This is a genomic window from Clostridium sp. UBA7503, assembly GCF_002477055.1.
Classification (GTDB): domain Bacteria; phylum Bacillota; class Clostridia; order Clostridiales; family Clostridiaceae; genus Clostridium_J; species Clostridium_J sulfidigenes.
Genome location: NZ_DLNT01000039.1, coordinates 70,380 through 97,100 on the forward strand (window position 1 = coordinate 70,380; position 26,721 = coordinate 97,100).

The window sequence follows — 26,721 nt, forward strand, 5'->3', positions numbered from 1 at the left end:
TTTTTACTTTTCTCTAACTTCAATAAATATAGTTTTTAGTTATTTATATAGATGTTGTCTTTATTCTTGAATTTCACGTTCAAATATAATTTCATGATCAGTAGGTTTTCCGTAAGAATTATAATAAGTAGGCAATACTTGTACTAACTTCCAGCCTTCTTTAGCATATTTATCTATTATTTCATGATGATTACCTTTCGTAAAGAAACCATCTAAAGTTGCTTCAACATATTTATACTCATACACATAAACCCCTCCCTTGTAAAATAATTGTAAACATCCATTACTATCCACATTGGGTTTAACCATTGTACCCCCCAATATTAACCTCTTCTTTAGTTAGTACAGTACCTCTGGATTTCTTAATATATAATTTAGCTTATCTTCCCATCTATCATGCATATAATAAAAATGCTCTTCTCTATTTATAAACTCAAATCCAAATTTATCAAATATACTTTTCATTCTCTTATTTGAGCCCATTGTATCAGCATATATGCATTTAATGTTTAATGTATTAAATACATAGTCTATTGCCAATTTAACTGCTTCAGTTCCATACCCTAATCCCTTATAATTATTATTGACAATGGCAAGTCCAAGTTCACATCTACCTTTTTTATAATCAATTCTTTTGAAAGATAATTCTCCAATAATCCTTCCAACCCTTAAAAAAATTCCAACCCTAGGATACCATGATTCCTTTTCTATAATAGAATCATATTTTTTATCAACCTTTTCTTTATCATAAACATAGATATTTGGATCCATAATTAGATCTGCAACATAGGATTTATAGTGTTCACAATATTCATCTCTAGTACATGTTTTTAAATAAATCTTGTCTCCTTCAATTCTAATCATAGACTCCTCCTTGCATAATGTAGTAATAACATTGAATATTATAAATATAATTAACTCTATAAATCTAGAGCCATAATTATTTCATCTTCATCTACTTCTCCTGTATGAAGAAAGCCTAACTTGATATAAAGATTTTTAGCAGCAATATCACCATCACAGTAACATAAAACTATTCTGCTGTAATTTGCAGTATTTCTCATCAGTTCTATTGCTTTGGATACCGCTTCTTCTCCATATCCATTTCTCTCATATTTTCTATCAATCATCATTTGATCAAATACAAATGCTTGTAATTCATCACACTCTCTATACATTAATAATCCTACTATTTCACTATAATTATATATTGCTTTAGCTTGACTTCTTTGAGATCTAAAAGCATAAGCTCTAGCCAAAATACCAACGTTAGAGCATACATAATGTTGCTGTTCTTTTTCCACTTCTAGTGAGTTAACTTCTCTCCAATTTTTCTCCGTAACTTCTTTTAAATGGATCATTAAACCCCCTCCCTAACATTCTCTAAAATGGTAATTATAACAAAATTATACCACATTATACTAAATTATCCTCTATATATTTGTATATGTAGTAAAATTAGAGAATAAAAAAATATCGTATACTCATTTCTGAATAATCCGATATTTTATAACCTTACTATTTAATATAATACGCGTTCAACTCTAAGGTACTTCCACCATTACTTTCTACTTTATTGAATCCAACCTCTATTCCACTTAGAGCTTTAACTAACTGAATACTATTAGGATTACGACGATCTGCCTCATAAATAAAATAATCTAAATCCATATGTTCACGAAAAAAGTTAGTTAGACCAGTAATGGCTTCATATCCATACCCCTTACGTTGTTCATCCTTTCGTATCCATAAACCTACCTCAGGAGTCTTAGTATCTATCAGATGAATCTCTATACTTCCAATGAATTTATATTCCTTATCTAAAATACAACACACCAAATTTGTTCCCGACTCTTTAAGTTCTGTAAACTCATCAATAAATTTTCTTGTACTATCTAGGCTTTTATAAGGCTCAGGATACTATTATTTTGTTATTTCATCATTAAATTCAGTAAAATAATCATATGCGAATTCTTCTGAAATAGGTACAAGAGGTAACCTACTTGTTTCTATATTAAATCCTGTTTCATTGATAATATTCTTTATCATTCTTACCTCCGTTATATCTAAAAAACCAAATGTCTTATCTAACTCATTTATCTACACTAAAATTTTATCAACCATTATTTTTGATTCTTAACCCTCTAGTTGAATTATGTATCATAACTGTTTCAAGTCATTAACAGTCATTCCCTTTAATCTAGTACCGTGGGTTTCACTATCAAAGTGAGCATTTCCATGTTTAGGATACATAAATTCGATCATTGCGAAGTTTGCAACATCAACTAAAAATTCTGTATTACCAGTTTCTTTATACTTTTTTAACCTTATTTCTAGATTTTCAACTGAATTAATTAAACCATCACCATAGTTATTTTTTATATGACCGTATTTATGATAACTGACAAACATTCTATTTTTTCTTAGTTTATCAAATTCTTCACTATATTCCGTTTGTAATACTTGTTCTATGTTATTCATAATTTTCTCCTTAAATTTGCTTTATTATCTCAAAGATACACTATTTATACTACTCCTTCCTTAACATGCTTATTCTTCTGTATATATGGTTTCCCATGGATATTTAGAATAAGCCGTTTTATGCTTTTTAAAACCAATTTTTTTATAGAAATCTTCATTTCCAAAGGTAGCGGTAAGATGAATAGGTATATATTCTTCTCCTTCCAAAAGTGTGTTCATTAAATTCTTTCCTACACCCTTTTTCTGATATTCAGGCAATACCCCCACATCAAATACTGAGCCATAACATATTCCATCTGATATCATTCTACAGGCTCCTATTAATTTTTCATCATCCCATGCTATAACAACTTTATAACTATTTTTAAATGCTGATTGAATTTTACAGTATTCATTATTTTCTATAAACCGTTTCAATAATCCAACTCTTTTATATAGGTCAAAAAGTTTATCCCACTGAATATTTTCTAATCCTACTTTATATGATATCATCTATACTTGCCCCTTCCTACTTTTCATTATTTAAATAATTATTTTATTTTAAATAAACATCACATTATACACTAAAACTCATAATACTTTTTCCTATATGTGACCTATAAAACAAGTAAACTTAATGAAATTATACCATATTGAACCAAATTATTTTCTATATATTTTTATAGTAATTTATATTTTAAATACCATGTTATTCAACTCTCAAATAATATTATTTTAATTATACAATTTACTATATAGTTAAATCATAAAATAAAAACACCGTGTAATCATTACTGAATACTACGGTATTTTAACCAATGAATATTTATTTTTATAGATATTTTTAAGTTTAGAATATATATATATCTACTTCTTAGTAATAGGAACCCATATTTCGCAGGCATAATCATCATCATTTGTATCTCCCGGTAGATAAACTTCAAGTTCATAATCTGCTGCTCTTTCATATCCACAGTTAGGAAGCCATTCTGCTGTTATTTTCGTCCACATGACATCAATTGGGTGCTCTTTGCCATTGCGGCTTCCTCTTGCAGTAAATACTGCCCATTTTCCTGCTGGTATAGTATGGCTTTGCAAATCCGTTACAACATTTTCATCAGCTTCAGCACCAATAGCCAGTAAGGTTTCTCCATTTTCTAAAGTTTTTGTGAAACCCATCTGCCACATGGGGCTGCGATAAAGTTTATATTCACATGCTATCTTCCTATCAATATCACCATCCAAAAATTCATCCCAAATATCCCATGCTTCACCTAAAGCTTCTTTCCAATCATTAGCTTCAGCATTAGCAGACCGCCTCTTTATTTGTTTAACAAGTCCAACCAATTTTATTTCTTTCTTTTCCTCAATGCGATACTCCATCTCAACATCTCCTTTTATTGAAATATGAAAAGTGATGGGTGGATAGGCTTTAAGTTTTACTCCTAAAGTGCGCGCTACCTTAGGAGTTACACCATGCATTCCGACGAAAGCACGAGTAAATGCATCGGGCGAATTATATCCATACTTTATAGCAATATCAATAACTTTTTCATTGCTACTTTGTAAATCTAATGCTGCAAGAGTTAATCTTCTACGACGAATATATTCAGATAGAGATACCCCTACAACATAAGAAAAAACACGTCCAAATTGATGCATTGAGCAACAAGAAACTTTTGCTACTTCATCATACATAATATCATCAGTCAAATGATTCTCAATATAATCTATTGTTGCTGTCATTCTCTCAACCCATTCCATTTTACCTTCCCCTTTCATATTTAATTGTAACAAAGGAAATATAAGACTACCCTGCATTCTGAGTTCAAATATGTAGGGTAGTCAATAATTATCTGATGACTACCAGCTCTAATACTCCCATCTTCTTAAAAGTCAGAGTAAAGAGTTGCTACGTCCTTGGATAACGATTTACCCAAATGGACAACGAGTTCTAAGTATCGAAAATACTGATACTTAGAACTCTGTTTATAATTCTTTTGACATAGTTATAAATTCCATTTCTCCCTTAACTGTTTTTCCTATGAATTCATTTATAACTTTAAAATCTAAACTTTTATATAATCTTATAGCTCTTTCATTAAATTTAAGAACTGAAAGCTCTATATTTTTTAAATTATACCTTTCCTTAGCAAAGTCTAAAATAGCTTGTAAAAATTCCTTTCCCATGCCTTTGCTTGTTAAACTTGGTCTCATTTGAATTGAAAAGCTTACTTTATCCTTAAGGTAAAAAGCACAATTTCCTACTAATTCATTTTTATCATTATAAATTGCGTACACATTATCATCCATAGGAAAACTTTTTACATAATTTATTTTTCCTTCTGAGAAGTCATTATCAAAAAATGAGTAAATTCCTTCATACTTCCATGTAAGCATATCTTCAACATCATTATTTGTTACTTTCCTAAATTCATATTTTGTAATTTTATTCATCCCCAAATCCCCCTAATTAAAATTTAACATTTTGTAAGTTTCATCGCTTATATGTAATTTGAATTTATATATATTACATATTTATACATATTGTAACATACTTTTAAATTTATTTATATCTATTACTGCTTCAAAGAATACTGTTCTTATTCACCTTTCTAATGACACATTGCTATATCCTTATAATTTCTCCTTTATTCCTATAAGCGAAATTAATCCATGTGCCAATGTTTCTCCCCAAGATAAGTAATCATGTCCTCCATTAAACCATCGCAAATCAACTTTATATCCTTTAGATATCAATGTATCTCTTAAATTTATATTAGGATCTATAATTTTATACTTAGTTTCCAAAACCCCCATATCTAGGTAAAATTTAAGATTGAGCGTATTTACTTCTTTAAACATTTTGCTCATCCAGCAATCCTCATTAGGTACATAGTCTTCTGAATTATACCAAAAATAACCTGATTGAGAAAGGACATTTCCAAAAATTTCTGAATAGTTTAACCCTAAATAAGCTGCTGTTAATCCTCCTAGACTAAGTCCACAAATTATAGCTTTTTCTGGCATGCTAGAAATATTATAATTTTTTTTAGCCCATGGGATTACCTCCCTTGCAATGCACTTACAAAATGAATCATTACACTTTAGTTCTTTTCCTCTGTTTTTTGTTGAATCAATAAATATGGCAACTATAGATGGTATTTCTTTAGCAGCAATAAGATTATTCAAAGTTTCTATTGCAGAAAGAGTAGATATATAATCATCACCATCAGTTAAAACCATAAATCCATAAGGTTTTTCTTTCTCATCATATCCATAAGGTATATAAACTCTGATTCTACGCTTATCCTCTAAGTTTTCACTTTCAAACCTATGTTCCTCTATTTTTCCTTTTGGTACATCCTCTATTTTTGTTGACCAAATATCTTCTGGTGACTTAGGCATTAATACATAAGAACCCTTATCCTCAGGATTTTCTTTATCAAAACTCAATGCTCTTTTACAAAACTTATCATACTTAACTCTACTACCAAATCTTTCATTCCAATTATCATCCAATGGATCATCTGGTGAAAAGTAATATATAAATCTTAAATTATTTCTTACTTCATAAGTAATAAACCATAGGTCCGTTTCTATTATTTTTTCCATTTGAAAATCTCTATAGTTATCTTTAAATCTATCTAATCCCATATCAGGTATAAACAAAACATTTTTATGCTCTTTATTCCCTTCATATATAAAAGTAACTAAGCTATTTTTATCATGATTCTCTATATGTTCTATTATTGGAGAACCCTTATGTTGTAAATCATGTATGAATTCTTCTACAGCCCTATATCCATACTGTTTAACCCTTTTTTCTAATTCAGTAATAGCTTTACTTTTTATTAAAGATTTTTTCATATAAATCTTTACTCCTTTCATTTACCTAGCACTTAAAAAATGAATCCTCATTTTATAACTCCCATAAAGTCATTAAAAGTAAGTATTAAAAACCAAAAGCAGTTCCAAGGAAATTATACCATATTATACAAAATATCTATACCTGGTAATTTATATATAACACTTTAGCATTCAATTATTAAAAAATACCGCATATTCATTTTAAAGAATAATACGGTATTCTAGTATTTATTTTGTAGTAATTTTTATATACTTGAGTAGTCTATTTTTTTAAAATTAATCATATTACTTTATAGGAAATTGTAGCTCTGTTACATATTCATTAGGATCATCCGTTACCCATTCACCTTCATGGTATATTTCACGCACTGGTCCACAGATTGAATACTTATTTTCTGAAATCCATTTATGCATTGTTTCATAGGTTTCTCCAATTGTAGCAAATGAGCCATTATGAACTATGCAAGCCATTTTTTCCACCATTGGTAATTCATGCACTTTAACATTATCACCTTCTGGGATTAATTTTGTTATAGGTTCTACAACTTCCATATCCTGTACTGAAGTATTGTCCTTATGATAAAGTGTCATACACGGAATTGTACGTTTACCTTTTACTTTATCTATATATTCATTAACTTGTGCCCATAGGCTTTCACAAAATTCATCATAAGTTTGATTACCATCCTTCACAAAACATTTTCGCAATGATGCAACTAAGATTTTTTCTACTTTTTTAATTGAAATTTTATTCATAGTAGGTATGCCTCCATTCTTTATTAAAAATATATTTGTACGAAGACGTTGAAGCCTAATTGTTTCTAGTTCTAGTGCCTTTTCAAGTAAATCTGCTTTCACTTCCAAAACCTCTATAAGTGACTCATTACAAGAATTATTATTAAAGAAACTGCTGATTTCAACAAGTGAAAATCCAGCATCCTTTAAAGCAACTATTTTATTTATGGTTATAAGTTGATTTGCATCATAGTATCTATAACCTGTAAATTCATCTATATATATAGGCTTTAAAATTCCTACATTGTCGTAATGATACAGTGTATTAATTGAAAGTCCACTCATACGCGAAAATTCACCAATCTTAAACATAACTTCACCTCAACAAATAAGCTCTACAAGTGTGCACCTTGCCATCTATTATTATTATAAACCCTTCGGTAACCCAAGAGTCAACTACTATAAAAAAGTTAGAGGTTAATCCAACTTCCTCTCTTTGCATAAATTAATATCGGCTTCTAATAAAGTAAGAATATAAATTATAAAACATATAAAGTAAATCGAATTGTGACGATAATAATAGAGTGATATCAAAAATATAATACTATATTATATTTTAAATTTATTTTATTTGAAATTTTTGTAGAATAATAAACTCAGTAGAATATATTTTTTACTATATTTATAATTTTTACATATATATTGTACCATTTTGTTTATATGTAATATATATTTAAACATCAAATTCAAATGTGAATGGGGAGGACTTTATGGGAATAAAAATTCAAGGATTATCAATATATCATCCTAAAAAAAGAATAGAGAATCAACACTTCATTAACAAATATGGACAAGATTTAGAAAAACTTTTAAATCACTTAGGACGGAAGTCTAGGTATTTAGTTGATAATAATACAGAAAATTCTCTTACTATGAGTGTGGAAGCTGCTAAATCCTGTTTGAAAAAAGCTAATATTAAGGCTTCTGAATTAGATATTATTGTATTTGTTAGTGATTCTGTAGAACATTTAATACCTACTAACGCTCTTTTGATACGAGATGCTATAGATGCATGTAACTGCGATTTAACTTATGACATGAACGATAATTGTATAGGAATGATAACAGCTATAGATAGCATTGCGACCTATATGAAATCTAAAAGTAAATATAAAAAATCTTTAATCGTTGGTGCTTCATATGGCTCACTCCTTGCCAAAAGTGATTGTGAGTTAGTAAATTCTACTGTTGGAGATGGTGCAGCTGCAATATTACTTACTAATGATGAAGAAACTGGTGGGGTTCTTAATTCTGCCTTCCATACTGATTCTAAAAATCATAAATATATGGTTTTCCCTGAATGTGGATTATCCCATATATATGATGAAGAACTGCCTATAGATAGTAAAAAATATGCTTGGGTAAATCATGATGTGTCTTACTTTAGTGATGAATGGGTAAAACTTATCAATAAACTCTTAAAAGAAGGAAATGAATCTATAACAGATATAAAACACTTCTTATTTTCACAGTTTTCTCATGCCGATATAAAGGAAACATTAAATAAATTAAATTTAGAGGTTAGTAGTGACACTTATACCTTTGTCGCAGATGAATATGGTTATACTGGATGCACCAGTCCTTTTTTTGCGCTTAATACAGCTATAGAAACTAAAAAAATAAATAAGGGAGATCTCGTTATTTTTTGTTCAGTTGGTTCTGGATACACAATGGGAGCTTTTTTATATAAATTTTAAAGGAGGAATTTTAAATGTATAAAGTAGAAGTTAATAATGCTAAGAAGGTATTATTTATCACTGTAGGAGGATTTTTTCAAGAGGAAGATGGCAAAAATTTCTTAAATGATTACAATAACGCTGTAAAGTCTATAACTCCATCAAACTTTACTCTTGCACTTGAAAGCTCTGAATTATCAACATCAAAAGCAGAAATGATTCCAATTCTTGAGAACTGCATTAAAATGTATAAGTCTACTGGTTTTAAAAATATAGTTTCAACACCACCAAGCTCAGCTATTGCTGCAATGCAATTAAAAAGGCTGTTAAGTTCATTAAATGTAGATATTGAATTTGTAACCGATTTATCTAAATTATAAAATGCATATAGTATAAAAAGTACCCCTTAAGACGGACAATTTTATAAGTCTTTCTTATGGGGTACTTATATATCTAATAATTCTGTAGCTACACTACTGAATATTCCCTTTAATTATATCATTTATATTTTTACTCATATATTCCCAAGTATCCACAAAATCCTTTAGTTCTTCACGGCCTTTATCTGTTAAGCTATAATATTTCCTAGCAGGGCCAAGGGGAGACTCCTTCATTTTTGACGATATAAAACCATTCTTTTGTAGGCGTGTATACAGTGGATATAAGGTTCCTTCAGAAATATCAGTAAAACCATTATCCTTTAGTATTCTAGCAATGTCATATCCATAAATCTCATCTTTTAAGTCTATAATTTTAAGAACACAGCCCTCTAAACTTCCCTTTAATAACTGTGATTTATTATTCATGGTTCCCTCCTTCTATTGGTTTTTATTTTCAAAGAAATACTGTATCAAATAAATAGTTATAAGTATGCCCATGAATATTAAATAGTTAACTTCAAAAAGTACCTTTGTTAAAAACAGTTTAGTTAATACAAATATAGCTGTTATAATGCAAAAGCCTATCCATAATAAAAATGTTATCTTTCTATCTTTCTTTTTATCATCTCCATTAAAAATATTATACATATATTGTATTTTAGATAATAAATAATTAGTTAAGATAATTGCAATTATAGTATTAACTAACATTGAAACTGTAACTGAAACTGTAAATAGTGTTGTTTTATTTACCCAGCTATCAATTAGTTGTCCCACAAACATCTCAAATACACCAGTAAAAATAATCAATATTATTGGTAGTTCAGAAATCTTCCAGTACAATTTTTCTAGCACTGAATACCCTTCTATTGTTTCTGATATAAACTCATCACAAAAGGAATTTATATCACTATTCCCTAGTACTTCTTCTACATCAATTCCTCTTTCCTCAGCTTGTAAAAACAGATCTAAACAATGGTGTATGAACTCTTCAGCATCATGATCATTAATATTTGAAAAACGTATTTTAAATAATATATTTTCAAACTTCTCTTCATTTTCTTTACTTAGTTTACTAATAAACTTATTAACCTCTTTTATATACTGTTTTGTTTTCATAAACTGCCCCTCCAAAACTAAATTTAAAGTACTATGCATTACAGGGTATATTGCAATGCATAATAGTCCTTTTCTATATTGTATTGCATGGTAGTGTTTTTGTCAATAAAAAAGCTTCAACTACATTTTAAATCTTATATTGTAGTTGAAACTTTATTATTTATCAAGTATAAAAAACTATAAATTTAGTTATACTATTAAACTTGCGCTATCTTTGTCTTATACCATCAACTTTAATAGTATAGTCAACACTGCTGGAGTTATTTAAAGAGTATAGTTTAATAAAATATTTACCAGGTGCAGCCTTAAAGCTTCCACTAGTTCCATCTACTTCACTATTCTGACTCCAGCAAACATAATTATTTAAGTTATCTGATTTACACACTATCCAAGTGTATCCTTGCTGAGTACTTCCAACCTTTATATTTACATTAGATGCAGTATCTACATCAAAGTAAAAAACGTCAATGTCTCCACCTGTAGATAGTTTTCCTTTTGCATCAATGTTATTATATATAGCTACATTTGCAGATTGAAAGCTATTATTTGGTTCTACTTCTGTAATATTACTTGGCACTTCTGGGTCATTATTATAGGACTTTATACCATTAATATTTATAATATAGTTTCCATTTTCTATAGTTTTATCTGTTGAGTATAGTTTAATATAATACTTTCCTGGAGTAGCACTAAAGCTTCCTTTACTTATATCTCCTTCAGTGTATTGATTCCAACAGACGTAATTTTCTAAGTCATTCTCCTTAGAAACTATCCAAGTTATTTTAGATGAATTTCCTGTAATCTTTATATCAACTTCTCCATCATTTTCCACTTCAAAAGCAAATGTATCCTCATCATTAGCATTTTGTATAGTACCAGTTACATCTTTATTATTAGCTATAAAGTAATTAGCCTGATTATAATCATTATTAGGTTCTACTTCTGAAGTTATTCCATTTTCTCCAGATATTTTGCTAGCTTTGATATTAGATGTTGTTTCTCCAATGGCGCCTTTGTTATCCGTAACTTTAAGGGTAACAACATAATTTCCTTCTTTATTATAAGAGTGAGTTGGATTTTTAGTTGAACTCGTAGATCCATCTCCAAAATTCCAATCATAGGCTACTATAAATCCATCTGAATCTGCAGATTTATCTGCACTAAATAAAACCGCCTTATTTACTTCTACATTATCTGGAGCATCTATACTTGCAGTAGGAATTTTATTTTCAGGATTTACTGAGCTATCATTTAAAAGTCCTTTAAACACTAAGTTATATTCATATTTACCATTGACAACTTTATAATCAGTAAAATAGCAAGTTACTGTTTCGTAGCCTGTCCAACCCTTTAATAATAGGTTTTTAAGCATTTCATTAGCTTTTTGATTCATTTCATCATTATCCTGTAATCTTCCCTTTGAAGTTCCACCTACATACTTACCAGATATCTTAAATGTGTTGAAATCTGCTGAATAAGTTTTATCTTGATTTACACTGCTAATTCTACTTATACTTACTATGTCGGAAGAAATTTCTTCTATAGTTCTTTTAGGATGAATCTTTGTATAACTATCTGATACCAATGGAGTTCCTATAGTAGTATCCCCTATTAATTGTTGCATATATTGTTGATATTCTACATTTTTGTTTGAGTCAACCTTTAATTGTGAAATAAAATTTCTGTATGCTTTTATATCAGTATTAATAACATAATCATTTATTTTATTTAATGATTCCATATCACTATTATACATGTAGCTTACAAGGGCAAAGCCATAATTATAGAATTGCCATCCACTATTGTATCCAGAAGATATAGTTTGACTTAATGTAAATCTGTTGGCTTCTTCCTTTGCAAGTTGATTCACTATAGCTTCTCTTGGTTTCACTCCTTCTGTACGAGTAGATCCAGCAAAGAACTCTGCTGAACCTTCTTCAAACCAAGTTAAATCTTCATTTTCATAAAATGGGCCTTGTCCCCATAAACCAGGAACTAAATATCTACCCTGTAGATAGTGAGTAAATTCATGTCTAAATAGTTCTTCTAAGCTATAAATACTTTCATGAATTGTTCTTTCGTAAGTGTAAAAAGTTCCTATAGGTTCTATATATATTCCGCCATTATCTGCACTAACATTACCTAAATATTGATTCATTTTATACTCTGATGGGGAGTTGAAAATTTTTATAGTTAAAACATTATCTTTATTCCCAGCTTCTAAAACTTTATCACTTCCAATATTTCTAAAGAATTGAGCTTCTACTTCCTTTGCTGCCCAATAAAGTCTTTTTACCTTTTCTTCTGAAACATTAGATCCAACTTGCATTACTATTGAGCCATTATCAAAGGTATACTTATTAGGTAGGTACTTGTTGTAACCTTCTTCTTGAAGTTGGGTATAGTTTATATTTTCTCCACGTGAGTTGATGCCTTTGTATAGATAATTAATTCTTTCTGCCGCTATAAAAAATTTCTCTGAATACTTGTTTGAAGTATCCATAACATTAGTTAATAATCCAATTGCCATCTTCGGATTGCTATGGAACACACCTAGTTCTCCTATTTGATAAATGGCATTATTAACTAACCATTGGTTACCACTACTAGTATTTTTCATTAATGCTAGTTCTTTTAATTCATTTATAAAGGTATCAATTTTACCGTAGTAAGGCATTGTTGCAGGATCTTTTCCGTAGGCTGCAGAAGTTAAATCATAGGATATACCTTTAATTACTCCATAGATAGCATTAGCCTTTGATAAATCAGTGCCATATATCTCTATGTTGATTTTATAATCTCTTAATAGCGCTGCTGACTTATTAACTATTTCTACACTGGAAGATGCATTTCCAATTAAAGATCCAAAACTTTCAACTACACTATTTTGAAGTTTATTTCCAAACTTAAAGTTAGGATTGTCAATCATTGAGTTTAATGCTGGTAAGCATAAGTCTTTAAAGTTTCTATCATTTAGATAACTTAATTCAGTATTATAATATCCTAAATAGAACCCTGATCTTAAAACTTCTACTATAGTGGGAATACCATTGTTATTAGTGCCTGTAAAAGTTTTAGCTCTTGTATCTAGAGCCTCTATTATATACTTTACACGAGCTCTATCACCATAAAATTCTTGTGAATCTGTAGAATACTTAAATAGTCCATCGATATTTCTCCACTCTAAGGATGCAATAGTATTAACCATTTCTTGATAGCTCATCGCTGAAAGTTCTTTTAAGGTATAGTTGAGCTGAACTTCAACTGCTTTTGTATCTACACTCTTCTCTTCTGAAGGTTTAAGGAAACTGACATCATCTACTTTAGCCTCTTCTAATGTTTTAGCTTGAATAATTTCTTCATTATTTGAAATCCTATCTTTTAATACTCCATATGGTTTTGGCTTTTGTTCTAAATTTTGATTTACCCTATTCTTATTATTTTCTGCTGCTATATTAATTGGTATCTTGTCCATATCTTCCATAGTCATAGCCATAACTCCAGTGGATGTATTTACCACTATAAATACACTTAAACATGCTAATGAAGCATTTCGCTTAAAATTTTTCCTCCCCATAAATTGTACTAAATTTTCAATTAATGTAATTTTAATCTTTTTATTCATTTTAATACCTCCATTGTAATTTTTTATATTTTATATAATTATACTACTTCTATGAATAATTACAATGTTTTTTAATTAATTTTTATATAATTATGAATATTTTTTATATTTTTTCAATATTTCAAAATACTATAATAAAATTTATATATAAATATTTTTTATAAACAAAAAATCCTTACATCAAGCTATTACTTGGTATAAGGATTCATTAAAGTCTACTATAGTATTTCAGACTAAAAATTAATGTTCTATGCGAACTATACATTATTTAAAATTATCAATATCCTAGTTGTTCTCCCACAATAATTACTTTTATTCTATTTTTAATAAATTGGCCTCTAATAATTGTGAAATCATTACATATTCTGTTGGGACTCTTACAATCTACACAATAACCTAAGGTAGTGCATGGAGTATCTTTATTTAATCTCTTGGCATCAATAGGGGCAGCATAATTTCTAGCTCTTTTTTCTGCCTCCTCTATATCCTTTACAATCTTATTTATTCCAGTTACTAGAATAACTTGCTTTGGACCATAAAGCATAGGTGCAACCCTACTCCCATTACCATCAATATTATACAGCTCTCCATCCTCCGTTAGAGCATTAGTGCTACACATGAATGTGTTTGCAGAAAAATTTTGTATATAAATATCCTTCTTCTCTTCACTCGTAATGCCTTCTCTATACTTGTCCAAAAATACGTAATCACCCTTACGTAGAAAATCTATGACATCTGTTTCAAAAAGTGTCATAGAATCCCCTACCCCTACTGTGGATTTTTCATCTATAAGTTTCTTTAAAAGGGTCATTAACTCACTTTTATCTTTTACAAAGAATCCCTCCATATTTCTTCTGTTTAAATTTTTTATAGTTCTATCAACTCTCTTCTCCATATACCATAAAGTACTGTTATCCATATTAAGTGCTCCTTTCTAAAATAGAATTTTATATTCCTAGTTGCTTTTATAGATCGTATTTTTCATACTACTCTCTTATCTTCTTCCTACAGTTTATAAATAACTAGCTGCTATTCTAATAATTTTTTTAAATTTACTCTTATATTTCACAATATGATTGAAAAGTTCTTCATGAGTTGGTTCTTTATATCTATGAGCAATTCTATTTCTAATTAATTTAGATTTTTCTAAGAATTCATATGTATCCTGATCTAAGATTCCTTCTTCTCTAAATATTTTTAAGCTATCACTCAAGCTTATACCTATCTTAAATCTTTTTATTTCCTTTAGTATAATGGAGCATAAATCCTCAAGAATGGTATGAAAACTAACAAATAACTGCCTTAAACTTGATTTTGCTAACTTTAAGAGTAATCTATCATTGCTAGTTTTAATAATTTCTATACATTCTTCTATATCACTACTACATTCCTTTAAATCCTCAATTATTCTCATAAGTCTTTCTTCATTCATACAAAACATCAACCTTTCTAAAATGAATAAAATTTTCATTTTCTCTATATATCCATTCCACGTCATCGCAAAAATCTTCAAATACTTTATTATCAGTTGAATATATAATTTCGCAAGAGTTTAGAATACTTATCTTAACAAATATATCTAAAGTTTTACTCTTTAAATCTACAACATCAATTTCTCTTTCCAAAAACCTTTCTAAAAATAATTCTATTTCTAAAATATCATCTAAAGAGAAACTACTTCTTCCTAATACTGCAATATCTACATCTGATTCCTCATTAAACTCTTCAGTTAAAATACTTCCAAATACAACTATATTTATAATATCAAATCTCTTTATAAAATCAGTAAATTCTTCTGATCTTAACTTATTTAAAATTTCTTCTTTAATTAATTGGTTTGACAATATGATCACCAACTTTTCTAATATTCATATCTTTATTATATACAACATTTGTAAAATAATAAACTATGTTACGAAAACGAAATTTTAGATCCTTTTCATAATCTATTATATTTAATAGGTATATATAAATTATACTATATGCATAACTTATAAATTTTTAGACTACCATTATTAAAATTTTCTTCATTTTTAATATAATATGTTATACTACTTTTCAATTAGTTTATTTATTGTACATGTTTTATTAATAACTTTAATTATTACTTAATAACTTTTCAAATTTATTGTAAATAGTTAATTTAATTAATTTATTTACAATATTTTATGATAAAATTAAATCATAATATTACTTACATTAAAATTTTACGTTTTACATTTTCATTTAATTTTAAACTCTTATGAGATGAATGCTGGTTATGTTTTCGTTTCCATTTCCAGCATTTATCTTATAACCCAAATGTATAGATAATCAACATACCCTAAAAATATGTAAGAGTAGTACTACTTTCATTGTGGTACTACTTTTTTTATTTAAGCTTATCTTAACTTTTTAGTCATAACTCTGCCTTTATAAAAATATATTTTTAAAGAAAGGAGCGATGAGAAAATGGGTAAGCAAAGAAGAGGTAAAGTTATTAAGAAAATAGTAGGTTGGAGAGGTACATGCCCTCTATGCGGTAGAAAAAGAGTAAAATTGGTATGGACTAAGAAATGTGAAGACGGAAAAACTATAAACATCTGTAAAATATGTTCATCAGCAGTAGCTCAATAATTTTAGAACTTAAAAGGATGTTTGGAAATAACCTTATTTCTAAACATCCTTTATTTTTATTTTTAAACTCACTGTTTTAACTTTCTTTAATGTACTTAACTATTGCCCACACTAATCCTTTATTTGATATAACATAATATATCTTTCCACCTTGATATGATTTATTTATCATTTCAAGTTTTTCAAGATACACTAAGTGGGACATACACTCCCCTAGTGCAAAGAATCTTTGAGTTATCGGGAAGTCTTCCCAGTTTTTAATTGTTATACTCCAGTGCATTCTTCCTGCAATTTCATAAGGCGAAAGTTTTTCTCCATTAGCCAAAATATCCATGATTTCCTCTAACCTAAGATCATAATGGTCCTTGAGTTCTCTTATCCTCTTTTTAGTATTCCTTATAATAGCTCTATGAGAAGACAGTGTCACGTCTATAGCTAGAGATGCAACTCTATCTAAGCTATCAAAGTATTCCTTCAAAGGGTTTTCCATCCATTGCTCAAGGTTATAGGCTATATTGGGAGTTATCTTTGCTAATATTAAATCTCCACCAATTAAAATCCTATGGTTTTCTTCGTATAAGCAGCAATGAGCTGGGGTATGCCCTGGCGTTAAAATGCATTTAAACTCATACTTTCCTACCTTTAATGTTTCCCCATCCATAATATCTGTATAGGTTGGCTCAGTGAATCTTTCCTCAAAACCTTCCTGATCTCTTAGAGCTTTTAGCGCTGATACCGCCTTGCCCTTAGGAAATCCCATGGCTTCATTAAATATATTAATTTCTTCCATGTAAGTTACTTTTCTTAAATTATAGATTTCTTCACTTTCTCTTGGATGAATATAAGCCTTATTATTTGAATTTAAAAGAAATGGTACAAGACCTGTATGGTCATCATGAAGATGAGTTAAAAATATATCCGTATTGTCCATATTTACATTCAATTCTTTTAAACTTTGTCTTAAGCTTTCTAAAGATTTAACCTTGCGAAAGCCTGTATCCACAAGTAGATTTCTTTCATTACCTTTAATTAAATAGGCATTTAGTGCCCTTAAAGGATTATCCGGAAGTTCTACCTCTATTTGATATATATCTTCAAATAATTCTCTTATCATCAGTATCTCCTTATCTTTTGCCTCATTACTAGAAACCAAATAAAAACTTTTTATAACATTACGCTCTATAATTTTAATCATACTGACTAAAATATAGCTAATATTTTTACTTAACAGACTTAAGAACAATTCCTTCCTTAAATCCCCCACGCTGCTTTAGCTTCCAATTTCTTTTCTTCACTAATTCCTCTTCAGAATATCCTAAATTATGAGCTAGCCCAAACAGCACTTCCATAATATCCGCTAGCTCCTCTAAATTTTTATCCTTTAGATATTCATTTACCTCTTCTTTTAGCTTATCTTCTAATAAAGAAATCATGTCCTCTTTAGATGCAATTTCTACATCACACTGATTTCCATCTTCAGCTATCACCTGTGGAATCTTATCTCTTACTAATTTATTATATACTTTCATTATCTATTACCACTGCTCATAATGAACTATTTCTTCTAAATTCTTTCTTGGACGAGGACTTGGTGCTTCATCTGGATAACCTAAAGTTAATACTGCAACCACATACTTATCATCAGGAATATTTAAAACTGGTCTAAAGTCTTTCTGTTCAAACCAAGCAATCCAACAAGTTCCCAACCCTAAATCTATTGCTTCAAGTGCCATATGTTCAATGGCAATAGATGTATCTCTAATAATTTGCTTAACTTCGAATTCCTTACTATATTCATCAATATAAAGACCATCACTCTTAGGTAACCTTGATTTTATATCTGCAACACACACAAGGTGGACAGGTGCACTAACCATCCACTTTTGATTATACGCAGCTGCTGCAATTTTTTCTCTATTTCTCTGCTCCTTAACCACAATAATTTGCCATGGTTGTGTATTGCTACCTGATGGTGCTAGTCTTGCACTATGAAGAATTCTTAATAACTTCTCATCTTCCACTTGTTTATCCATATATCTTCTTATGCTTCTACGCTCTTCAATTGCTTTAATCATAACTCTACCTCCAAACTAATTTTTATATTAAATTATGTAGGTATTCTATCTTTAAAATACGCATTTACATGTATCTATTATAGCATGTTTGCTACAATTATATAAATCATCTATAGCACTTATTGATTGCCTTGTATATCTTTGTAATATGAAATATGATTTAAATATTATACTTCTGTGTTTGTTTTAATAAAATTCCCCATTATACCTGTCACTATAACTGGAACTATCCAGTTAAAACCTAAATTCGCAAATGGAAGTTCAATTACTATTGGTACTCCTATTGAACTGCCTATTCCAACATCGTTTAAAACCGTTAATACACTTATAAATAAAGCTGTATACGTTGAAAAAATAAACACATAATTGTTCTTAATTTTTTCTTTAAATAATGTTAATATTAATAATGTAACTGTTGGAGGATAGATTACACTTAATACTGGTGCCGAAAATTTTATTATAGTACTTACTCCCAAATTAGCTACTATACTACTAAACACGCATACGAATATAACTATATCTCTATATTTCCATTTTCCCTTTGATATTTTGCTAAAGTACTGGGCTGTTGCAGACGTAAGTCCTATTGCTGTTGTAAGACATGCAAGGCCTATTATTATTGCTAATATTATCTTTCCTGGTTTTCCAAGTAATGTATCTGTTATATGTACTATTAATGCAGTTTGAGATATTTCTACTAATGGTATGTTTGTATACTGATTTGAAATGGTAGCTCCTAAATAAGTCAACCCACCATAAACTAAAACTAGTCCTATTGATGCAACAATAGAAGCTTTTAAGGTTAATTTTATTTTTTCTTTTATTCCTTTATATCCTTTATTACTTAATGTTGTTATTACAACAGTAGATAATGCTATAGCTCCTAATGCATCCATGGTTTGATAACCTTGGATTACGCCTTCTGCAAATATACTTTCTACTCTTGGCGCTATACTGATAGAATCAATTGGATTTATTATTCCAACTAATATGAGTAATAGTAGAGTTATGAGAAGCATTGGGGTTAAAAACTGACCTATTATATCAATTACCCTAGATGGTTTTATAGATAAAACCAATGTTATAGCAAAAAATATTATAGAAAATACTACTGGGCTAAATCCTTTAAATATTGGAACAATACCCATTTCATAGGTTGTTGCTGCTGTCCTAGGTATCGCTAGAAGTGGTCCTAAGCATACCATTATAACAGCACCCAAAATTATTGATAATCTTTTACCTACCTTTCCAAAAATTTCACTTACATCTCCATTGCATTTAGCTGCACCTATAATTGATAGTATAGCTAAGCCTACATCAGCTAAAACAAATCCAAACAATCCACTACTCCAACTTATCCCTGATTCTAGTCCTAAAAATGTTGGAAATATAAGATTTCCTGCTCCAAAAAACATAGCAAATAAAGCAAAACCAATTACTATAGCATCTCTCATCGTATCTTTAGTTTTCATTTAATCTACTCCTTAACAAATTCTGTCTTAAAATATAATTATTTATTATACTTAACCTCTTAGGTATGCGTTCAACCAATCTTAAAATGGGGCTTTAATTCATTCTAAAATTTAGTTGATATTGCTCATAAATAAAAAAAGACTATCTCAATATAAAAATATGAGACAATCCTTTTAGCTCTAATTTAATAGGTCTATTTTAATTTTATCTCTATCTTGTCTACACTTGGAGTTAATTGAGTTAATTTCACATTAGCCTTTTCAAACATATATTTAGAGGCTTTTATAGAATCTGTTTCAGCATACTTATCACTAAGATAATAAACTTCCTTTATGCCTGATTGAATGATATTTCTAGCACATTCATGGCAAGGGAACAAATTTACATATAGTCTACAGCCTTCTAAAGACTTACCTCTAGCATTTAAAATAGCATTTTGCTCAGCATGCACTACATAAGGATACTTAGTTTCTAAAAATTCTCCATCTCTACTCCAAGGAAAATCTTCATCACTACATCCATTAATAAATCCATTATATCCAATAGAAACTATCCTATTGTCGCAATCAACTATACAAGCTCCAACCTGTGTTGATGGATCCTTACTTCTCATTCCTGATAACAAAGAAATACTCATAAAATAATCATTCCAAGAAATATAATCTTCTCTCTTCATACGTAACCTCCTTGAAGTATTTATTACTATTTTATATTAAAAATCTTCATAATTAAAGATACTTTTCTAAATCTGTTATGGATTTCATATAAAAATATCTGTTTATTGTGCTCATTAATATCACATGGTAAAGCAAAAATCCCAAATATATTGATTAATTTTTTCTATAATGACAATAATTATTATACGAGGTGATTCTTATGAACAAATATGAAATTTTAGTACTACTTATAGTACTCATAATACTTATAAAGAGCTTTACTCAATTTATTGAGAAAATAAGAGGCTTTAAAGATGAACAACTAAAATTTACTATGAGGATTAAAAAAGAAAATATTAATAAATTAACAGGACTTCAATTTGAAGGCTTCTGTCAGTGGCTTTTTCATAATAACCCTGAATATAAGGATATAAAGCTTACACCTCCTAGTAATGATGGTGGAGTTGATTTAATTCTTACAAATTATGACGATGAAAAAATCTATGTTGAATGTAAAAGATATGATTCTAATTCAACTCTAGCCTCTAATGATGAAGATAATGCTTCTGATGAGTTTTTTATAGGAAGAGTTATATGCCAAAAACTTGTTGGTGCTATGATGGCAAACAATATAAAAAAAGGTATTATTCTTACTACAGGCAGTGTGTCCCCTAATGCCCTAGAATACATTGGTAAACTAGAAGACAACAGTGATTTGTCTCTTAAAATATATACTATGGATAATATTTTAAAGCTTATTGAAGAACGAGAAAATCAAGATGACTATGAACTTGCCATAGAGATTTAAAGACTCATCTACTCCTGATATAAATACATAATTATATATATCTACTCTAACATCTATGTACCTATTATTAATTAATTTTCTAATTTTTGCGTATATGAAATCAATTACTGCAAACACTAACCTTGTTATTATATTAAAAACAAGGAGGAGTAAATATGGAAGCAATAGTAAATAAAGATACATGTATAGGCTGTGGGGCTTGTGTTGGTGTCTGTCCTGAGGTTTATTCATTTGATGATGATGGTAAAGCTGAAGCTATAGATGGAGATGTTCCTTCTGATCTTGAAGCTGGGGCTGTTGATGGAAGAGATCAATGTCCTGTAGATGCCATAGATATTAAAGAATAAAGAGCTAGGCTTAGTGCCTAGCTTTTCTTATCTTAATACTTAGTTGTTATTATATTATTAGTTTTGATAATTAAAATTTGAAAGTATAATTTAAAATTTATAACATACAATAACTTTACTAGTTCATAGTGAATTTCTTTACATCTTAGTAATAATAATTATCTATAGTAACGAAACTTACTGTGACTAAAAATTAAATTAGGTATTAAATTTTATCTTAATATCTAAAAGTAAAAATTAGGAGGAAATTATTATGCAACAAAATCAAGGAAAAAATGCTAAACAACATGTTCAGGATGTACAAAGTAAACTTCAAGATTCAACAAACTGCTTAAATCAAGCATTAAACTCTGTTGAAAAACCACAAAACAGACAAAAAATCCAAAACACTCTTAATTCAGTAGAAAGTGCATTAAATTCAGTAAATAGTACTCTTTCTAACTATCAAGAATAGCAAAACATAAGGTTAATTCTAAAACCTTGTGTTGTATATGAATATCAATTAATTTAGTAGCAAAGACTGAAATATTAAGTAATTCCTTAATATTTCAGTCTTTTTTCTTGCTTACAATATTCCTATACTGTTATCTTTACCATGTTAACCTCTTACTAATATTAATTATGTCAATAGATATACATTATATATAGGATAATTCAATTATACATATTGGGATATATTTTATATAATAACTTTAGGATTATATGAGTTAATTGTTAAAATACATTTATTAGGAAGGCGATGTTTAAGTGATTAAAGAAGAAATGACTCCCAAAGAAAGAATGGATGCATTTTCTAGAGGATTAGAAATTGATAGACTAATTTGCATCCCCGACATGGGAGCAACTATGGCGCCATTCATTGGTATAACAACTAAGGATTACTATCATTCTGCACGACTAATGGCAAATTTAGAAATAGCTTTGTTTAGAAAACTTCGTCATGATAGCGTAGGCATATCTACTAGTCTTAGAGGAGTAGCTGAAGCTATGGGAGCCAAGGTATGCTATCCTGATTATGCTATCTCCTATTTACTAGAACCTGCTATTAAATCAATAGATGAAATTGAATCTCTCAAAATAGCAAACCCTCTAAAGGATGGAAAATTACCTATACTACTGGAAGCATTAAAACTTACTAAAGATGAACTTATAAATGATGTAGATGTCAGTGCTTCTATGTCTGGTCCTTTTAGTGTTGCAGCCTCTGTAGTTGGAACTGAAAATTTATTAAAATGGATGATTAAATATCCTAAAAAAGTTCATACTCTTATGGAAATAGTGTCAGAGTCTAATAATAGATACATAGAAGAAGTTGCTAAACTAGGTATCTCAATTAGTTTTGCTGATCCAGTCTCATCAACAAGCCTTATAAGTCCAAAACAATTCAGAGAATTTTCCTTACCTGCTCTTCAAAAAAATATAAATAAAATAAAAGAAAAAACTGGTAGTTCCCCTGGTATACATATCTGTGGAAAAAGTAGAGATATTTGGGAAGATGTTGTGAATACTGGAATTTCTAATTTTAGTATTGATAATATAGAAGATATAGAAGAAGCTAAAAATGTGATGGGTAATAAGGTTGTAATAACCGGAAATGTTCCTCCTGTTGATGTTATGTATGCTGGAACTAAAGAAGACATTTTTAAGTCAGTTAAACAATGTATTAGGAAAGGTTACAATTCTGAAAAAGGTTATATTTTAAGCACTGGATGTCAAATTCCAATGAACACTCCAATAGAGAATATTAAAGCCTTTATGGATGCTGGTAAACTATACGGAAAGTATCCAATAGATCTAGAAGAACTAATGAATGATTAATATGCCTTTTTACTGAAACCTTAAGAAATAGATTATTTAATAATCTGTTTCTTAAGGTTTTTTCTTCCATAAGCTAAACTTTCCAAGTATGATTTTAAATTTATGACATATAATAATTTTGATATTTCATAGTTAAGTTCTTCTGATAATAATGGTGTTAATAGGACTTTTGTAGATGAAGAAATTTACTATGAACAAAATTTCACTCTTGGATTGAGCTTAAGCTTATTTTCATAATATGCTAGCTCCATACCTTAAAAATAAAATTTTAGGAGGTAATTGTTATGCACAATAATGAAGGAAAAAGCGCTAAACGCCATCTACGAGATGTACAAATTGAACTTCAAGATTCAAAAACTTGCTTGGATCAAGCATTAAAATCTGTTGAAAAATCACAAAACAGACAAATAATCGAAAATACCCTTAACTCAGTAGAAAGTGCACTACATTCATTAAATAACACACTTTCTAACTATGAAGAATAGTAAAAACTAGTGCTATTATATTCCACTATTTCCTCTTCGCCAATATCCTTTTTAGGATATTGGCGAAATATATTTTACTCTAACTTCACTAACTTTAACAACCTGATGCTAAAATCTTATACAATCTCTGTCATTATATACTCCTAGGTTGGTGGTAAGTCATAACTTTTTATATGCTCAAACTTTTTCACATTAACCCTTCCGTTTCCTTCTATTGTGAAATCAATATTATCAGTTCCTACAAGAATATGAGGTCCTATATAGGGATTTACTTGAAGGCTTATATCAAAGACAAAGGAACGAACCATTGGGTCTAGAAATACTATTTTGACATTGATATTGATAATAAACACCATAACTACCAAGATAATTAAGCCAATCTTAATATATTTTCTAAGATTTATCACTTTGTTTACCTTTATTTTCTTTTATTTATATTAACCTATGTTTTCCATTGACATAAATTAAATATCAGAATTCATTTTATTTTATTAAGGATAGCGTATCTCCACACTAACCTATCTTACTTGTATATGTATGTATTCTTAATATATTACATTTTTATATATACTATGTGTATATATACTATGTGTATATATACTTTACCCATGTATTAAATAGACTTCATATTTTATCACAAACATAATAAACACAACTGATTTTAATTCTTATTATTTCTAGCAGAGTAGAAATATATCTTTATTTCCCTAGATACAATATATTACGATATTATTTACTTACAACATTCTTACAAAATTAGTTCAATTATATAATTATCTATAGCTTCATTTGTTTTATGTATCTTCCAAAAATTATTATATGCTATATGAATAAATCTAACTATTTAAAGCAAAATAAATTTGAAAAAGATAAATGAGGTGTTTAAATTATGTTATATATATCTATATTTTTTGTTGTTCTATTTGTTTTATGTGCACTTGTATCACCACAATATTTTATAGCCATATCGAATAATGCCTTAAACTTTACTACAGCTAAATTCGGTTGGCTATTTCTTATTATAACTTTTATTATTTTAATTTTTGTAATTTGGTTGGCATTTAGCAAGTATGGCCACTTAAAATTAGGAAAAGATGATGACAAACCTCAATTCAGTAACCTTACTTGGTTTTCTATGCTATTTAGTGCTGGTATGGGCATAGGTATAATCTTCTGGGGTGTAGCAGAGCCCTTAGATCACTATGTCTTTCCACCTATAGGTATTAAAGAGTTAACTGTTGAAGCCGCTAATACAGGTATGGTTTATTGCTTCTTTCACTGGGGCTTACATGCTTGGGCTATCTATTCATTTGTAGGGCTTGTTCTTGCATATTTTAGATTCAGAAAAAATAAAAGACTATTAATTAGTGAAACAATCAAACCTTTAATTAAAGAAAACTTACGTTTTAAAAGTACAATAGTTATAATAATAGATGTATTAGCAATAATAGCTACAGCCTTTGGTGTAGCTACTTCTTTAGGGTTAGGTGCTTTACAAATAAATGGGGGATTAAATAATGTTTTTGGCATTCCTATAAATAGTTTTATACAAATACTAATAATAATAATTGCAACTATACTATTTTTATTATCTTCATCAACAGGTATCGAAAAAGGGATTAAAATTTTAAGTAATGTTAATATAGCTATTGCAGTTCTACTTATGCTCTTTGTCTTTATTTTGGGACCTACATCTAATATTTTAGAAATTTTCACTAATACTCTAGGTGAATACTTTCAAAACATTGTGTCTTTGAGCCTAAAACTAAGACCATTTAGAGACTCTAGTTGGATTTCTAGTTGGACTTTATTTTATTGGGCTTGGTGGATAGCTTGGTCTCCATTTGTTGGTGTATTTATAGCTCGTATATCAAAAGGAAGAACTATAAAAGAATTTGTTTTAGGTGTTTTATTAGTTCCAACTTTATTTAGTTTCTTTTGGTTTGCAGTGTTTGGTGGAACAGCGCTTAATCTTCAAATGAATACTGACCTAAATTTAGTAGAAGTAGTAAAAAATAATATTACTTCTACACTATTTATCACCTTGAAAAGTCTCCCTACTGGTACAATATTAAGTGTTATTTGTATAATTTTAATTATGACATTCTTTGTTTCATCAGCAGATTCTGCAACATTCGTTCTCGGTATGTTTAGTTCAAAGGGTAATATGAATCCTAAATTATCCATTAAACTTATATGGGGCATTCTTGAATCATTGATAGCTGTATCACTCCTATTAAGTGGAGGTTTAAAAGGTCTTCAAACCATGGCTATACTTACTGCCCTACCTTTTAGCTTTATATTAATCTTAATGCTTTCATCTTTACTTAAAGAATTAAAAAAAGAAAATTTACCTGAAATAAAACACTTAAAAGCTAAACATAAACCCTTGAAATAAATCTTTATATTTATAAATTAACTCTTAATTAAACTCATTCAATATTTCTAAAAGAAAATAACCATTTTAAGTATTAGCTTAGTACCGACACACTAAAATAGGGGGCGTCGCAAAATAACT

General features: G+C 29.0%; 31 protein-coding genes and 1 pseudogene. 9 read left to right on the forward strand and 23 right to left on the reverse strand.

The annotated features are described in order from the left end of the window. Positions 1–60: 60 nt before the first annotated feature. From B3630_RS10455 to B3630_RS10505, 11 genes and pseudogenes are all read right to left on the reverse strand, one after another. The gene (locus B3630_RS10455; RefSeq protein WP_346897919.1) at positions 61–309 is read right to left on the reverse strand and encodes a DUF4177 domain-containing protein; all 249 of its coding nucleotides are present in this window, start codon (positions 307–309) and stop codon (positions 61–63) included. 30 nt (positions 310–339) lie between these two features. Continuing rightward, entirely contained in the window at positions 340–864 is a 525-nt protein-coding gene (locus B3630_RS10460) for a GNAT family protein (protein WP_346897921.1), read from the reverse strand. A 56-nt stretch (positions 865–920) separates the two neighbouring features. Next, on the reverse strand, positions 921–1,361 hold the full coding sequence (locus B3630_RS10465; protein WP_346897923.1) for a GNAT family N-acetyltransferase: 441 nt from the start codon (positions 1,359–1,361) through the stop codon (positions 921–923). Between the two features lie 157 nt (positions 1,362–1,518). After that, positions 1,519–1,896 (reverse strand): annotated as a pseudogene (locus B3630_RS10470) (GNAT family N-acetyltransferase); the annotation flags it as partial. 27 nt (positions 1,897–1,923) lie between these two features. After that, positions 1,924–2,049, reverse strand: coding sequence for a hypothetical protein (locus B3630_RS10475; protein ID WP_346897925.1), 126 nt, complete (start codon positions 2,047–2,049; stop codon positions 1,924–1,926). A 111-nt stretch (positions 2,050–2,160) separates the two neighbouring features. After that, positions 2,161–2,481 (reverse strand): hypothetical protein, encoded by a 321-nt coding sequence (locus B3630_RS10480; RefSeq protein WP_346897927.1) that lies wholly within the window; start codon positions 2,479–2,481, stop codon positions 2,161–2,163. 69 nt (positions 2,482–2,550) lie between these two features. Continuing rightward, the gene (locus B3630_RS10485) at positions 2,551–2,973 is read right to left on the reverse strand and encodes a GNAT family N-acetyltransferase (protein WP_346897929.1); all 423 of its coding nucleotides are present in this window, start codon (positions 2,971–2,973) and stop codon (positions 2,551–2,553) included. Positions 2,974–3,327: 354 nt separating this feature from the next. After that, positions 3,328–4,224: an AraC family transcriptional regulator gene (locus B3630_RS10490; RefSeq protein WP_346897931.1), complete on the reverse strand. Its 897-nt coding sequence runs from the start codon at positions 4,222–4,224 to the stop codon at positions 3,328–3,330. A gap of 225 nt (positions 4,225–4,449) precedes the next feature. Next, positions 4,450–4,917 carry a GNAT family protein gene (locus tag B3630_RS10495; RefSeq protein ID WP_346897933.1) on the reverse strand — a complete coding sequence of 156 codons (468 nt, stop codon included), beginning with the start codon at positions 4,915–4,917 and terminating at the stop codon, positions 4,450–4,452. Between the two features lie 180 nt (positions 4,918–5,097). Next, complete coding sequence (locus tag B3630_RS10500) at positions 5,098–6,330, reverse strand: alpha/beta hydrolase (protein WP_346897935.1); 1,233 nt, start codon at positions 6,328–6,330, stop codon at positions 5,098–5,100. A 285-nt stretch (positions 6,331–6,615) separates the two neighbouring features. Beyond that, a complete protein-coding gene (locus B3630_RS10505; protein WP_346897937.1) occupies positions 6,616–7,437 on the reverse strand; it encodes a MerR family transcriptional regulator in 822 nt (273 codons plus the stop codon). A gap of 398 nt (positions 7,438–7,835) precedes the next feature. On the opposite strand from B3630_RS10505, the gene B3630_RS10510 reads away from it, so the two are divergent. Together B3630_RS10510 and B3630_RS10515 are read left to right on the forward strand one after the other, a co-directional pair. Further along, on the forward strand, positions 7,836–8,822 hold the full coding sequence (locus B3630_RS10510) for a 3-oxoacyl-ACP synthase III family protein (protein WP_346897939.1): 987 nt from the start codon (positions 7,836–7,838) through the stop codon (positions 8,820–8,822). 14 nt (positions 8,823–8,836) lie between these two features. Continuing rightward, on the forward strand, positions 8,837–9,181 hold the full coding sequence (locus B3630_RS10515) for a hypothetical protein (protein ID WP_346897941.1): 345 nt from the start codon (positions 8,837–8,839) through the stop codon (positions 9,179–9,181). Positions 9,182–9,274: 93 nt separating this feature from the next. Here B3630_RS10515 and B3630_RS10520 read toward each other — a convergent pair whose 3' ends face one another. The 6 genes from B3630_RS10520 to mntA form a co-directional block, all read right to left on the reverse strand. Then, positions 9,275–9,607 (reverse strand): PadR family transcriptional regulator, encoded by a 333-nt coding sequence (locus tag B3630_RS10520; RefSeq protein ID WP_035131768.1) that lies wholly within the window; start codon positions 9,605–9,607, stop codon positions 9,275–9,277. Between the two features lie 12 nt (positions 9,608–9,619). After that, the gene (locus tag B3630_RS10525; RefSeq protein ID WP_346897943.1) at positions 9,620–10,300 is read right to left on the reverse strand and encodes a DUF1048 domain-containing protein; all 681 of its coding nucleotides are present in this window, start codon (positions 10,298–10,300) and stop codon (positions 9,620–9,622) included. A 208-nt stretch (positions 10,301–10,508) separates the two neighbouring features. After that, positions 10,509–13,925, reverse strand: a complete 3,417-nt coding sequence (locus tag B3630_RS10530) for a collagenase (protein WP_346897945.1) — start codon at positions 13,923–13,925, stop codon at positions 10,509–10,511. A 277-nt stretch (positions 13,926–14,202) separates the two neighbouring features. Next, entirely contained in the window at positions 14,203–14,844 is a 642-nt protein-coding gene (locus tag B3630_RS10535; protein ID WP_346897947.1) for a lactate utilization protein, read from the reverse strand. A 93-nt stretch (positions 14,845–14,937) separates the two neighbouring features. Further along, a complete protein-coding gene (locus B3630_RS10540) occupies positions 14,938–15,357 on the reverse strand; it encodes a HepT-like ribonuclease domain-containing protein (RefSeq protein ID WP_035131763.1) in 420 nt (139 codons plus the stop codon). Then, positions 15,350–15,769, reverse strand: coding sequence for a type VII toxin-antitoxin system MntA family adenylyltransferase antitoxin (gene mntA, locus B3630_RS10545; protein WP_414633009.1), 420 nt, complete (start codon positions 15,767–15,769; stop codon positions 15,350–15,352). Before mntA ends, B3630_RS10540 begins: the two co-directional genes overlap by 8 nt. A gap of 607 nt (positions 15,770–16,376) precedes the next feature. Between mntA and B3630_RS10550 the strand changes: the two genes are divergently transcribed. Further along, positions 16,377–16,541: a hypothetical protein gene (locus B3630_RS10550; protein WP_346897949.1), complete on the forward strand. Its 165-nt coding sequence runs from the start codon at positions 16,377–16,379 to the stop codon at positions 16,539–16,541. Positions 16,542–16,617: 76 nt separating this feature from the next. Here B3630_RS10550 and B3630_RS10555 read toward each other — a convergent pair whose 3' ends face one another. The 5 genes from B3630_RS10555 to B3630_RS10575 form a co-directional block, all read right to left on the reverse strand. Continuing rightward, positions 16,618–17,655, reverse strand: coding sequence for an MBL fold metallo-hydrolase (locus B3630_RS10555; protein WP_346897951.1), 1,038 nt, complete (start codon positions 17,653–17,655; stop codon positions 16,618–16,620). A gap of 106 nt (positions 17,656–17,761) precedes the next feature. Next, complete coding sequence (locus tag B3630_RS10560) at positions 17,762–18,070, reverse strand: nucleoside triphosphate pyrophosphohydrolase (RefSeq protein ID WP_346897953.1); 309 nt, start codon at positions 18,068–18,070, stop codon at positions 17,762–17,764. 6 nt (positions 18,071–18,076) lie between these two features. After that, positions 18,077–18,616, reverse strand: a complete 540-nt coding sequence (locus tag B3630_RS10565; protein WP_346897955.1) for a nitroreductase family protein — start codon at positions 18,614–18,616, stop codon at positions 18,077–18,079. Between the two features lie 167 nt (positions 18,617–18,783). Continuing rightward, positions 18,784–20,088 (reverse strand): branched-chain amino acid transport system II carrier protein, encoded by a 1,305-nt coding sequence (gene brnQ, locus B3630_RS10570; protein ID WP_346897957.1) that lies wholly within the window; start codon positions 20,086–20,088, stop codon positions 18,784–18,786. A 194-nt stretch (positions 20,089–20,282) separates the two neighbouring features. Beyond that, positions 20,283–20,765, reverse strand: coding sequence for a dCMP deaminase family protein (locus B3630_RS10575; protein WP_346886099.1), 483 nt, complete (start codon positions 20,763–20,765; stop codon positions 20,283–20,285). Between the two features lie 200 nt (positions 20,766–20,965). Between B3630_RS10575 and B3630_RS10580 the strand changes: the two genes are divergently transcribed. The 5 genes from B3630_RS10580 (at position 20,966) to B3630_RS10600 (ending at position 24,203) form a co-directional block, all read left to right on the forward strand. Beyond that, positions 20,966–21,553 carry a restriction endonuclease gene (locus B3630_RS10580; protein WP_346897959.1) on the forward strand — a complete coding sequence of 196 codons (588 nt, stop codon included), beginning with the start codon at positions 20,966–20,968 and terminating at the stop codon, positions 21,551–21,553. Positions 21,554–21,708: 155 nt separating this feature from the next. Beyond that, positions 21,709–21,900: a ferredoxin gene (locus tag B3630_RS10585; protein WP_346897961.1), complete on the forward strand. Its 192-nt coding sequence runs from the start codon at positions 21,709–21,711 to the stop codon at positions 21,898–21,900. 253 nt (positions 21,901–22,153) lie between these two features. Further along, positions 22,154–22,354, forward strand: a complete 201-nt coding sequence (locus B3630_RS10590) for an EscE/YscE/SsaE family type III secretion system needle protein co-chaperone (protein WP_035131749.1) — start codon at positions 22,154–22,156, stop codon at positions 22,352–22,354. Between the two features lie 293 nt (positions 22,355–22,647). After that, positions 22,648–23,718 (forward strand): uroporphyrinogen decarboxylase family protein, encoded by a 1,071-nt coding sequence (locus B3630_RS10595; RefSeq protein ID WP_346897963.1) that lies wholly within the window; start codon positions 22,648–22,650, stop codon positions 23,716–23,718. A 284-nt stretch (positions 23,719–24,002) separates the two neighbouring features. Then, positions 24,003–24,203, forward strand: coding sequence for a hypothetical protein (locus B3630_RS10600; RefSeq protein WP_035131744.1), 201 nt, complete (start codon positions 24,003–24,005; stop codon positions 24,201–24,203). A gap of 143 nt (positions 24,204–24,346) precedes the next feature. Here the strand turns inward: B3630_RS10600 and B3630_RS10605 are convergent, their stop codons facing one another. Then, the gene (locus B3630_RS10605) at positions 24,347–24,610 is read right to left on the reverse strand and encodes a DUF3888 domain-containing protein (protein ID WP_346897965.1); all 264 of its coding nucleotides are present in this window, start codon (positions 24,608–24,610) and stop codon (positions 24,347–24,349) included. Positions 24,611–25,092: 482 nt separating this feature from the next. Here B3630_RS10605 and B3630_RS10610 point away from each other — a divergent pair, with 482 nt between their 5' ends. Continuing rightward, positions 25,093–26,601 carry a glycine betaine uptake BCCT transporter gene (locus B3630_RS10610; protein WP_346897967.1) on the forward strand — a complete coding sequence of 503 codons (1,509 nt, stop codon included), beginning with the start codon at positions 25,093–25,095 and terminating at the stop codon, positions 26,599–26,601. Positions 26,602–26,721 lie beyond the last annotated feature (120 nt).